Source organism: Mycobacterium sp. (genome assembly GCF_046091765.1).
GTDB lineage: Bacteria > Actinomycetota > Actinomycetes > Mycobacteriales > Mycobacteriaceae > Mycobacterium.
In genome coordinates this window covers 1-12,104 of the sequence record NZ_JBJTCF010000103.1, presented here as the reverse complement: position 1 = coordinate 12,104, position 12,104 = coordinate 1, and the positions used below count along the sequence as shown (strand labels likewise).

General features: G+C 71.5%; 8 protein-coding genes. All 8 read right to left on the bottom strand.

What is annotated here, in order from left to right; genetic code table 11:
- Positions 1–163 precede the first annotated feature (163 nt).
- Complete coding sequence (gene murC, locus ACKOB8_RS11205) at positions 164–1,600, bottom strand: UDP-N-acetylmuramate--L-alanine ligase (protein ID WP_526377292.1); 1,437 nt, start codon at positions 1,598–1,600, stop codon at positions 164–166.
- A 41-nt stretch (positions 1,601–1,641) separates the two neighbouring features.
- On the bottom strand, positions 1,642–2,784 hold the full coding sequence (gene murG / locus ACKOB8_RS11200) for an undecaprenyldiphospho-muramoylpentapeptide beta-N-acetylglucosaminyltransferase (protein WP_526377291.1): 1,143 nt from the start codon (positions 2,782–2,784) through the stop codon (positions 1,642–1,644).
- Positions 2,781–4,349, bottom strand: a complete 1,569-nt coding sequence (ftsW, locus tag ACKOB8_RS11195; RefSeq protein WP_526377290.1) for a putative lipid II flippase FtsW — start codon at positions 4,347–4,349, stop codon at positions 2,781–2,783. Before ftsW ends, murG begins: the two co-directional genes overlap by 4 nt.
- 5 nt (positions 4,350–4,354) lie before the next feature.
- Entirely contained in the window at positions 4,355–5,833 is a 1,479-nt protein-coding gene (gene murD, locus ACKOB8_RS11190) for a UDP-N-acetylmuramoyl-L-alanine--D-glutamate ligase (RefSeq protein WP_526377289.1), read from the bottom strand.
- Complete coding sequence (gene mraY / locus ACKOB8_RS11185; RefSeq protein ID WP_526377288.1) at positions 5,826–6,905, bottom strand: phospho-N-acetylmuramoyl-pentapeptide-transferase; 1,080 nt, start codon at positions 6,903–6,905, stop codon at positions 5,826–5,828. The genes murD and mraY overlap by 8 nt, the downstream gene beginning before the upstream one ends.
- Positions 6,902–8,401: a UDP-N-acetylmuramoyl-tripeptide--D-alanyl-D-alanine ligase gene (locus ACKOB8_RS11180; RefSeq protein ID WP_526377287.1), complete on the bottom strand. Its 1,500-nt coding sequence runs from the start codon at positions 8,399–8,401 to the stop codon at positions 6,902–6,904. Before ACKOB8_RS11180 ends, mraY begins: the two co-directional genes overlap by 4 nt.
- Complete coding sequence (locus ACKOB8_RS11175; protein WP_526377286.1) at positions 8,398–9,954, bottom strand: UDP-N-acetylmuramoyl-L-alanyl-D-glutamate--2,6-diaminopimelate ligase; 1,557 nt, start codon at positions 9,952–9,954, stop codon at positions 8,398–8,400. The genes ACKOB8_RS11180 and ACKOB8_RS11175 overlap by 4 nt, the downstream gene beginning before the upstream one ends.
- Before the next feature lie 108 nt (positions 9,955–10,062).
- Positions 10,063–12,104, bottom strand: a 2,042-nt coding sequence (locus tag ACKOB8_RS11170) for a peptidoglycan D,D-transpeptidase FtsI family protein (protein ID WP_526377285.1), incomplete at its 5' end; no start/stop codon positions are given.

Here is a 12,104-nt window from a genome sequence, read left to right as displayed (position 1 = left end):
GTGTCGGCGGGTTCCTCCGGGGCGGGCTCGGGGGGCTCGGGGGGCTCAGTCGGCTCAGTGGGCTCAGTCGGCTCAGCGGACTCAGCGGACTCGCCGATATCGGGATTTTCGGTATCTGCCGCCTCGGGGTGCGCCCCCGTCTCGGGGGTCTCGGGGGTCTCGCTCACGGCGCGAGTCCCGGTGTGTCCCCGGCCTGATCGGCTCTGGCCCGCAGCGCGGAGACGATCTCCGGGCCGAGCAGTGTCACATCGCCGGCCCCCATCGTGACGACGACGTCGCCGGGCCGCGCCGCCGCCGCGACCCGGGCGGCGACCGCCGAGAAGTCCCGCACATAGTGCACCGGCACCGAGACGTGTTCGGCCACCGTCGCCCCGCTGACCCCGGGCAGCGGTTGCTCGCGGGCGGCGTAGACGTCGAGCACGAACACCTCGTCCGCCAGATCCAGCGCCTCGCCGAACTCGTGCGCGAAGGTCTTCGTGCGCGAATACAGGTGCGGCTGGAACACCACGATGCTGCGGCCGCCGGTGACGGTCGAGTGCCCGGTGCGGTCCTGCCCCGCGAGGGCGTGCAGCGCGGTCAACGCCGCCCGGACCTCGGTCGGGTGATGGGCGTAGTCGTCGAAGACCCGCACTCCCCCGGCCACGCCGACGAGTTCGAAACGCCGCCGCACGCCTTCGAATCCGGCCAGACCGTCGAGCACCGTGTCCACCGGGGCACCCGCCTCGACGGCGGCCAGCACCGCACCGAGCGCATTGAGCGCCATGTGGCGGCCGGGCACCGACAGCCGCATGGCGCGGGGTTGGCTTTCCCCGGCCAGCTGGATGTGGGCCACCGCACCGGTTCCGTGCTGTTCCCAGCTGATCAACGCCCCGGCCAGATCATCGGCCGGGCCGCTGCCGTAGCGCTGCACCCGAACCCCCCTCGCGGCGCTGCGTTCGGCCAGGGCCGCCGCGCCCGGGTCGTCGGTGCAGACCACCAGCGCTCCACCGGGTGAGAGTCGCTCGACGAACGCGTCGAAGACCGCGCGGTAGGACTGCGCGCTTCCGTAGTAGTCAAGGTGATCGGCCTCGATGTTGGTGACGACAGCGACGTCCGGGGTGTACTCGAGCAGCGAGCCGTCACTCTCGTCGGCTTCGGCGACGAACACCTGCCCGCTGCCGTGATGGGCGTTGGTTCCGGCCTCGCCCAACTCACCGCCCACCGCAAAGGAGGGGTCGAACCCGCAGTGCTGCAGGGCGACGGTGAGCATCGAGGTCGTCGTGGTCTTGCCGTGCGTGCCGGTGACCATCAGGGTGCGCTGGCCGGCCATCAGCTTGGCCAGCACCGCCGGGCGCAGCAGCACCGGGACGGCGCGCCGGTGCGCCTCGACCAACTCGGGGTTCGTCTTGGGAATCGCCGCGTGGGTGGTGACCACGACGGTCGGGCCGCCGGGCAGCAGGTCGAGGTTCCCCGCGTCGTGGCCGATGCTGACCAGCGCACCCCGGGCGCGCAGCGCCACCACCCCGCGCGACTCCTTGGCATCCGAGCCCGACACCTGACCGCCCCGGTCGAGCAGGATGCGCGCGATGCCCGACATGCCCGCCCCGCCGATGCCCACCATGTGCACCCGCTGCAGTTCGGGCGGCAACGCCCGGGCGGCGCTCACCGCCGGACCCGCTCGGCCCGGGCCGCCCCCGCGACGTCGAGGACGACCTCGGCCACCCGGCGGGCCGCGTCGCGGTGTCCCGCCCGCGCCGCCGCGGCGGTCATGGCGGCCAATCCGGGGGCGTCGGCGAGCAGTCGCGCCACCTGCGCGGCGACGAAGCCGGGCGTCAGATCCGCGTCGGCGACGAGCACACCCCCGCCGGCGTCGACCACCGGCAGGGCGTTGAGCCGCTGTTCGCCGTTGCCGATCGGCAGCGGCACGTAGACCGCCGGCAGGCCGACCGCCGACACCTCGGCGACGGTCATCGCCCCCGACCGGCAGATCGCCAGGTCCGCCGCGGCGTAGGCGAGGTCCATCCGGTCCAGGTAGGGCAGGGCGACGTAGGGCGGGTCGCCCGGCCTCGGGACGGGCAGCTGCAGGGTGTTCTTCGGTCCGTGCGCGTGCAGCACGGACACACCCGCGGCGGCCAGATCGGCGGCGGCCGCCGACACCGCCCGGTTGATCGAGACGGCTCCCTGCGAGCCGCCGAAGACCAGCAACACCCGGGCGTCCTGGTCGAAACCGAAGTGGCTGCGCGCCTGCGCGCGCAGCGCCGCCCGGTCCAGGCCGGTGATCGACGCCCGCAGTGGCATGCCCACCACCTCGGCGTCGCGCAGTCCGCAATCGGGAACGGCGGCAAGCACCCGCCGGGCGATGCGGGCGCCGACCCGGTTCGCCAGCCCGGCCCGGGCATTGGCCTCGTGCACGACGACCGGCACGCCGACCCGATGCACCAGTCCCGGACGAGCGGCCAGGTAGGCCGGCAGGGCCACGTACCCGCCGAAGCCGACGACGACGTCGGCGTCGACGCGGTCGAGGATCGCGCGGGTCTGGCGCACGGCCCGGCCGACCCGCCACGGCAGGCGCACCAGGTCGGCGTTCACCCGACGGGGAAGGGGCGCGGCGGTGACCAGCTCCAGGCGATAGCCGCGATCAGGGACCAGCCGGGTTTCCAGACCCCGCGCGGTGCCGAGCGCGGTGATGCGCACAGCCGGGTGAAGGGCCGTCAGCGCGTCGGCGACCGCCATCGCGGGTTCGACATGGCCGGCGGTGCCACCGCCGGCCAGGACGACCGACAGGGTCTCGCCCGAGACGCTCACCCGTAACGCTGACCTTCCAGTGTTCGGGACCGCCGCGCCCGGCCGGTCCCGTGACCGCCGCGACCCTGCGCCGCGTCGGCACGCCTCTGTGTGGAGGCGCCTCCATGATGCCCTGAGTGGCCACGTGGCTGTTGAACCGTCCCGGCTTTGACCGCCCGCCGGCGACCGTCCGCCGGCTCGGCGGCCTTGCGGGTCCGCTTGACCTTCGTGACCTGCTCGGCGGGGACCTGCGGCCGTGAGCGCAGCCGGTCGCGCAGCGCCTCCACCCGCGTCGGCACGTAGGCCTGCGGCAGCGGCAGCCGAAGGAGCCGGTTGACCCGGTCCCCCCGGCCGGCCCGCAGCGACGACACCGCGTCGGGCTCGTGCCGGGCCGCGTTGGCCATCAGTCCGACGATGAACAGCGTTGTCGCCGTTGAGGTTCCACCCGCCGAGATCAGCGGCAACTGGATGCCGGTGACCGGGAGCAGCCCGACCACATAGCCGACGTTGATGGATACCTGACCGATCAGCCATGCCGTCGCGGTGGCGGTGAGCAGGCGCAGAAACGGGTCGGCCGAACGTTTGGCGATCCGCATACCGGTGTAGCCGAGCAGTCCGAACAGGGCGAGTAGCCCGAACGCCCCGAGGAATCCGAGTTCCTCGCCGATGATCGCGAAGATGAAATCGTTGTGGGCGTTGGGCAGGTAGTTCCACTTGGCGGTGCCCTGGCCCAGTCCGTCGCCGAAGACGCCCCCGTTGGCCAGCGCGAACTTGGCCTGCCGGGCCTGATATCCCGAGCCCTGGACGTCGGCGTTGGGGTCCAGCCACGAGCGCACCCGGTCAGACCGGTAGCCCTCGGCGACGGTGAGCACCGCGGCGGCCGCGACCGCCGCGAGCACCGAGCTGACGAACACCTTCAGCGGCAGGCCCGCGAACCACAGCAGGGCCAGCAGGATGATGCTCAGCGACACGGTCTGGCCGAGGTCGGGCTGGGCCACGATCAATGCCAGGGCGATCACCGCGGCGGGAATCAGCGGGATCAGCATCTCGCGCAGGGTCGCCCGCTCCATCCGCCGGGCGGCCAGCAGGTGCGAACCCCAGACGATGAACGCGATCTTGGTCAGCTCCGAGGGCTGCATGGAGAACCCGCCGAACACGAACCAGCCGCGGGTGCCGTTGGACTCCCGGCCGATTCCGGGGATGAGCACCAACACCAGCATCACGATCGTGACCGCGAAGGCGAAAAAAGCGGTGCGGCGCATGAACCAGACCGGCAGCCGCAGCGCGAACCAGCAGCCGAACAAGCCGATCACCACCCAGAGCACCTGGCGGGCGAAGATCGTCCACGGCGAGCCGTCCCGGTCGTAGGAGTGCACGCCCGAGGCCGACAGCACCATGATCAGACCCAGCGTGGTCAGCAGGGTTGCGATCGCGATCATCAGGTGGAACGAGGTCATCGGCCGGGCCAGCCACGCCCCGAACCTGCGATAGGGCGCGAACCTCTCCGCGACGCTCGGCGACGGTGAGGCTGCCGGGTCGTCGTTCTGCGCTTCGCCGCGGCGCCTCAGCCGCGCCAACCAGGACACAGCCGCTACCCCGCCGTGGCGCGAACCGCCGCGGCGAAGGCGTCACCGCGGTCGGAGTAACCGCTGAACTGGTCGAAGGACGCGCCGGCCGGCGCCAGCAGGACCGTGTCGCCGCGGCCGGCCAGTCGGGTTGCGGCGGCGACGGCGGCGGCCATCACCTGGCGTCCGGACCCGTCTGCCCAGGTCAAGCCGGGTACACCATCCCCACCAGAAACCTCGCGCGACACATCTGTCTCATACACCCCAGCATCCTCCCGCGTCACAACCTGGATGACCGGGACATCGGGGGCGTGTCGCGATAACGCCTCGGCGAAGGCCGCCCGGTCCCGCCCGATCAGCACGACCCCGGCGAGCCGGTCGGCGACTCTGGCCACCGTGTCGGCGACCGCAGCGCCTTTGAGCAGCCCGCCGGCCACCCACACCACCCGCGGATAGGCCCGGATCGAGGCCTCGGCGGCATGCGGGTTGGTCGCCTTCGAGTCGTCCACGAAGCGCACCCCGTCGATCACCGCGACCTCTTCGGCCCGGTGGCGTCCGACCCGGAACCCCGCCAGCGCCGCGGCGATCGCAGCGGGCGAGACGCCGACGGCGCGCGCCATTGCGGCCGCGCCGAGGGCGTCGAGCACTCCGATGGGCCCCGGAACGGGGATCACCGCGGCCGGAGCCAACGCGAGCCCGTCCGCGAACGCCCGGTCGACCAGCGTGCCGTCGCCGAGGCCGAGTTCCCCGGGTGCCGGCTCGCCGAGCCGGAATCCGACCTTGACCGCCGCCGGAGCCGCAGCCAGCAGCGCGGCGGCCGGCGGATCGTCGAGCCCGGCTACCGCCACCCGGCCGGTCAGGGCCCGGGCCTTCGCCGCGGCATAGGCCGCGAAGCTGCCGTGCCAGTCGAGGTGATCCTCGGCCACGTTGAGCACGGCTCCGGCTTCCGGCCGCAGCGACGGCGACCAGAACAGCTGGAAACTCGACACCTCCACGGCCAGCACGTCGGCGGGCCGCGCCAGCACGTCGATGACCGGTTCGCCGATGTTGCCGCACAGCAGCGCCGAGCGGCCGTCGGCGACGAGCATCGCGTGCAGCATGGACGTCGTCGTCGTCTTGCCGTTGGTGCCGGTCACGACCAGCCACCGCCGCGGCGGACCGTAACGGCCCGCGGCATCCAGGCGCCAGGCCAGTTCCACGTCGCCCCAGATCGGGACGCCGGCCGCCGCTGCGGCGACCATCACCGGAGCCGTCGGGGCGAAGCCCGGGCTGGTCACCACGAGGTCGTAGCCGTCCGCACCCGCCGCGGCCGCCGCCGGCTCGAGGGTGGCCACGCCGGAGGCGGCGATCGCCTGTCGCGCGGCGGCATCGTCGTCGCAGACGTCCACCGCCACGTCGAAGGCCGCCAACGCGGCGACAACCGCCCGCCCGGTGATGCCCGCACCGGCCACCAGGATGCGCGACCCCGGCGCCAGCAATGCCAGCTCGGCGGTCACCTCAGTCACCGACGGCCGACAGCCACTCGCTGTAGAACAGCGAGACCCCCAGACCGCAGGCGATCGCGGTCAGCAACCAGAAGCGGACGATCACCGTGGTCTCGGCCCAGCCCTGGAGTTCGAAGTGGTGGTGGAAGGGCGCCATCCGGAACACCCGGCGGCCGGTGGTCCGAAACGCCAGGATCTGCACCACCACCGAGCTGACCTCGGCGACGAACAGGGCGCCCAGCACGATGGCCAGCACCTCGGTTCGGCTGGTGACCGACAATCCCGCGATCACGCCGCCCAGCGCCAGGGACCCGGTGTCGCCCATGAAGATTCGGGCCGGGGCGGCGTTCCACCAGAGAAACCCGATGCACGCCCCGGCGGTCGCCGCCGCGATCAGCGCGAGGTCCAGCGGGTCGCGCACGTTGTAGCAGCCCAACCCGGGCGCGGTGGCGCAGGCGTTGCGGAACTGCCAGAAGGTGATCAGCACATACGCGGCGCTGACCATGGCCATGCTGCCGGCCGCCAGACCGTCGAGCCCGTCGGTGAAGTTCACCGCATTCGACCAGGCGCTGACCACCAGGACGACGAACACGACGAACAGCACCGGGGGCAGGGTGACGGTGGCGATCTCGCGCACGTAGGACAGCTGCGGGCTCGCCGGGGTCAGGCCGTCGGCATTGCCGAATCGCAGCGCCAGGACCGCGAAAATCACCGCCGCGATCACCTGCCCGAGGGTCTTCGCGGTCTTGTTCAGTCCCAGGTTGCGCGACCGGCGGATCTTGATCAGATCGTCGACGAACCCCACCGCGCCCAGCGCGGTGGCCAGCCCGAGAACCAACAGACCCGAGGCCGACGGCCCGCCGCCGTCGAGAGCCGCGCCGACCAGGTGGGCCCCGAAGTAGCCGGCCCAGATCCCGGCGAGGATCGCCACCCCGCCCATCGAGGGGGTGCCGCGCTTGTTCCTGTGGCTGGGCGGGCCGTCCTCCCGGATCTCCTGACCGAAGCCCTGCCGGGTGAAAAGCCGGATCAGCGACGGCGTCAGCAGAATCGAGACCAACAGCGCGATGCCGACCGCGACGAGGATCAGCTTCACCGGACGGCATCCCCGGCCGGTCGGTCCGGGTCATCGGCCAAAGATTCGGCGAGTGCCCCCAACGCGGCCGCGTGGGACGCCTTCACCAGGACCACGTCGCCGGGCTCGAGTTCGGCGCACAGCAGCGCGAGCGCGGCGTCGGCGTCAGGCACCATCGTCGACTCCGATCCCCAGGACCCCTCCATCACCGCCCCATGGTGCATGGCGCTGGCGGACCTCCCGGTTCCGACGACGACGAGTCGACTGATATCTAAGCGCACCGCAAGCCTGCCGATGCGATCGTGCTCGGCGACGGAGTCCTCGCCGAGTTCGCCCATCTCTCCCAGCACCGCCCAACTGCGTCGGTGCCGGCCCGCGGCCATCACCGCCAGAGCTTGCAGACCCGCACGCATCGAGTCGGGGTTGGCGTTGTAGGCGTCGTTGATGACGGTCACCCCGTCGGCCCGAGTCCGGACCTCCATCCGATGCCGCGACGCCGGCTCCGCGCCCGCGAGTGCGGTTGCCACCTGATCGACGGACGCCCCGCATTCGAGTCCGACCGCCGCCGCACACAGCGCGTTGGCGACCTGGTGTGCGCCGTGGACGGCCAGCGACACCCGGCCTGAGCCGATCGGGGTGTGCACTGTGAAGCTCGGGCGGGCCAGTGCATCGAGTTCGATATTCTCCGCGCGTACGTCGGCGCTCAGCGCACACCCGGCGGTGACCACCCGTGCCCGGGTCTGACCCGCCATCGCGGCCACGACCGGATCGTCGGCGTTGAGCACCACCACGCCTGACTGCGGAACCGCCTGGACCAGTTCGGCTTTCGTCTTGGCGATCATCTCGCGCGAACCGAATTCGCCGAGGTGAGCAGTGCCGACGTTGAGCACGACAGCGATCGACGGCGGCGCGATCTCGGCCAGCGCCGCGATGTTGCCGGGATGGCGCGCTGACATCTCCAATACCAGGAAGTCGGTGTCGGTAGTCGCCTGAAGCACCGTCCAGGGCAGGCCGAGTTCGTTGTTGAACGACCCGGGCGGGGCCACCACCTCGCCGAGGGGGCGAAGCACCGCCGCGATCAGGTCCTTGGTGGACGTCTTGCCCGAAGACCCGGTGATCCCGATGATCCGCAGTCCGTCGGCCACCAGCCGGGCGGCGACTGCCGCGGCGAGTCTGGCCAGGGCCGCCAGCACGGCGGCTGCCGAGCCGTCGCTGTCGTGCGCGAGCAATCCGGCCCGCCCGTCGGGTGCCGTCGCGGGCGGAACCACGATCGCCGGAACACCGGTCGGGCGTGCGGAAAGCACGGCCACCGCCCCGGCTCGGATGGCCGCGCCGGCGAATTCGTGGCCGTCGGCTCGCGCTCCGGGCAACGCGACGAACAGCCCGCCGGGACCCACGGCACGGGAGTCGAATTCGACACTCCCGCGCACGTGACGGACCGCCGCCTGCGCCGGATCGATGTCGGCAAGCCGGCCGCCGACGATGTCGGCGATCTGCGCCACCGTCAGATCGATCACGGATGCGTTCCCAGCTCGTCGAGGGCCAGGGCCAGTTCGGCGCGGTCGTCGAACGGGAGCGTCTGTCCGCGCCCGGTCTGCCCGGTCTCGTGCCCCTTGCCGGCGATCACCACGACGTCACCGCGCCGCGCCCAGCGCACGGCGTAGCTGATCGCCGCACGGCGGTCGCCGATCTCGACGATCTCGACGGGGCCGTCGCGGTGCGCTTCGGCCGCGCCACTGAGCAGAGCCGCCCGGATCGCCGCCGGATCCTCGTCGCGCGGATTGTCGTCGGTGACGACCACCAGATCGGCAAGTTCAGCCGCGACCCGTCCCATCGGTACCCGCTTGCCGGGGTCACGGTCGCCGCCGGCACCGAGCACGACGGCCAGGCGTCCAGGATGCCCGGGATGCCCGCGCACGGTCTCCAGCACCGCGCGCAGCGCTCCGGGCTTGTGCGCGTAGTCGACCACCGCGAGGAAGTCCTGGCCGCGGTGCACCACCTCGAGGCGGCCGGGGACCGTCGCCGAGCGCAGTCCCGGTGCGGCCTGTTCGGGCGAGACGCCGACCGCGTCGAGCATGGCCAGCGCCAGTAGCGCGTTGGCGACGTTGTAGCGACCCGGCAAACCGAGTCGCACCCGATGGTGCACGCCGGCCGGATCGACGGCGGTGAACTCCTGATCCCCGCCGGTCTGCGCGATGTCCTCGGCGCGCCAGTCTGCCGCCACACCCCGCGCACTCACCGTGACCGCATCGCCGGCTCGCCTCGCCATCGCCTGACCGGCGTCGTCGTCGACGCACACCACGCACACCCGGGCATGGGCCGGTGAGGACGGATCGAACAATTTCGACTTGGCCTCGAAATACGCCTCCATACTCGGGTGAAAGTCGAGATGGTCCCGGGAAAGATTGGTGAATCCGCCTGCCGCAAAGCGTATTCCGTCCACCCGGCCGAGCTCCAGTGCGTGCGAGGACACCTCCATCACCGCCGTGTCGACGCCGCGCTCAGCCATCAGTGCCAGCAGCGCCTGGAGCGCCGGGGCTTCGGGGGTCGTCAGACTGCTGGGCACGTCGGTCCCGTCGATGCGGACCCCGACCGTGCCGATGAGCCCGGCCGTGCGCCCGGCCGCACGCAGCCCGGCCTCGATCAGGTACGCCGTCGTCGTCTTGCCGGAGGTCCCGGTGACACCGAGCACGACGACCCGATCCGACGGGTGACCGTAGACCTCGGCGGCGAGCATCCCCAGCACCGAGCGCGGGGAGGGATGCTCCAGCACGGGAACCGTCACCGGCGTTCCGGGAAGCCGGCTGATCGCACCCGCGCCCTCGCTGTCGGTGAGCACCGCCACCGCCCCGTGCTCGACCGCCGCGGCCGCGAACTGGGCGCCGTGCACCGAGGCACCGGGCAGCGCGGCGAACAGGTCTCCCTCATGGACGTCCTGCCCGCGCAGCGTGACCCCGCCGATCCGGACGTCAGGAACCGGTCCACCGCCGACCGGCAGCGCCCCCACCTTGGCGGCCAGGGCGGCCAGCGACACTCCCGGAATACTTCGGGGGCGCAGGGCGGTGGTCAATGCCGTTCACCTCCAGTCGATTCCGGCCTGGTGGGGTTCTGTCCGTCCGCCGCCCGCCCGGGCGGGAGCCCGGCACCTCACCCTACCCAGCGACAGCGATCTTCCGGCTCAGGTGGCCTGCAGCGTGAGGGGCGGCCCGGGGTCGGGCGAGAGCGGGACGTTCTCCCGTTGCAGCAGCCATGCGGCGATGTTGTGGAACAGCGGAGCCGCCGAGTGTCCCGGCGTGCCGTCGGCATTGCGCTGCGGGTTGTCCATCATGATGCCGATCACGTAGCGCGGATCGTCGGCCGGGGCCATCCCGGCGAAGGTGATCCAGTAGACGTCAGAGTAGTAGCAGCCGCAGCCCGGATTGATCTGCTGAGCCGTGCCGGTCTTACCGGCGATCTGGTAGCCGTCGACGGCGGCCGCCGGGCCGGTTCCCTGCTGGTAACCCATCGGATCGTGCTGGACCACCGCGCGGAACATGTTGCGCACGGTTCGCGCGGTCTCCGGCGAGATCACCTGAATCCCGTTGGGTTGGGCCTCCTCGGTACGGGTCCCGTCAGGGGCGATGGTGGCCTTGACGATGCGCGGCGGAATACGTACGCCGTCGTTGGCGATGGTCTGATACATCGCAGCCATCTGCAGCAGCGTCATCGAAAGCCCCTGCCCGATCGGCAGGTTGGAGAATGTGCTGCCCGACCACTGATCGATCGGCGGCACCACGCCCGCGCTCTCTCCCGGCAGGCCGACGTTGGTTCGCTGGCCGAGGCCGAACTTGCCGAGCATCTCGTAGTAGCGCTGCGGACCGATCCGCTGCGCCAGCATCAGGGTCCCGACGTTGGAGGACTTTCCGAAGATGCCGGTAGTGGTGTACGGCATGACGCCGTGGTCCCACGCGTCCTTGACCGAGACTCCGCCCATGCCGATGGAGCCCGGGACTGAGTGCACCTCGTCGGGATTGGAGAGTCCGTCTTCGATGACCGTCGCGGCGGTGACGATCTTGTTGACCGAACCGGGCTCGAACGGCGACGACACCGAGGGGTTGCCGAGCTGTCTGTCGGACTGGCGGCCGACGTCCTGGGAGGGGTCGAAGGTGTTGTCGTTGGACATCGCCAGCACCTCGGCGGTCTTGGCGTCCAGTACCACCGCCGACACGTTGCGCGCGCCCGAAGCATTCTTGGCCAGTTGCACCTGCTGCTGGACGTAGAACTGGATGTCGTCGTCGAGAGTGAGCTGCACCGTGGCGCCGTTGACGGCCTCGTGCCGGTTGCGGTAACTGCCCGGGATGACAACCCCGTCAGAGCCGCGGTCGTAGGTCACCGACCCGTCGGCGCCGGCCAGCATCGAGTCCATGGCGTCCTCCAGGCCGAGCAGTCCGTGGCCGTCCCAGTCGATGCCGCCGACGACATTGGCCGCCAGCGACCCGCCGGGATACTGGCGCAGGTCCTGACGCTCGGCGCCGACTTCGGGGAATTTCTTGGTGATTCCGGCCGCGATGCCGGGGTCGACGGCACGGGCCAGATACACGAAGGTCTCGTTGCTGCGTAGTTTCCTCAGCAGCGTCGGGGCATCCGGCTTGTTGTTCAGTGCGGCGGCGACGTCCCGTGCGATCTCACTCAGTCGCTGGTCGGGGTCGGGCGCCGTCGGGGACTTCTGCCGAGCTTCGGTCAGCTGCTTGCGAATCCTGGCGGGCTGGAACGTCAGCGCCCGGGCCTCGGTGGTGAACGCCAGCTTGTCGAAGTTGCGATCGACAATGGCGCCGCGAACGGCCTTCTCGACATCGGTGACCTTCAGCTGACCGGCGGCCTCAGCCCGCAGTCCCGCCGCACGAGGGACCTGCAGGTTGAACAACTGGGCGGCCGCGACGATCAACGCCAGGAAGATGACTGCATTGCCCACCCGGTAGCGGTAGACGAATGACGATGTGCCCGAGGAGGGTTCGGCGACCGTTCTGACCCGGCGGGAGTTAGCGGCCCGGCCCTGGGTGACAGGCACGGTCGTGGTGGCACGCACGCGCGGCCGCCTCTTGGCTCCCGGCCTGCTCACTGGACGACTCCCGGTCCGGCGGGAACCAGGGGCGCGGCGGCGGGCGGCACGGCCGGGGCGATAGGCCCCGGGGCTGTCGTCAACGCAGGGACGGGGGGGACACCGGGAGCCGCGAGCAGCGG

Bases quoted from the DNA above. Each gene is read 5' to 3' on its own strand.
- murC (WP_526377292.1), bottom strand. From the start codon at position 1,600: ATGGTGGGCATCGGCGGGGCGGGCATGTCGGGCATCGCGCGCATCCTG.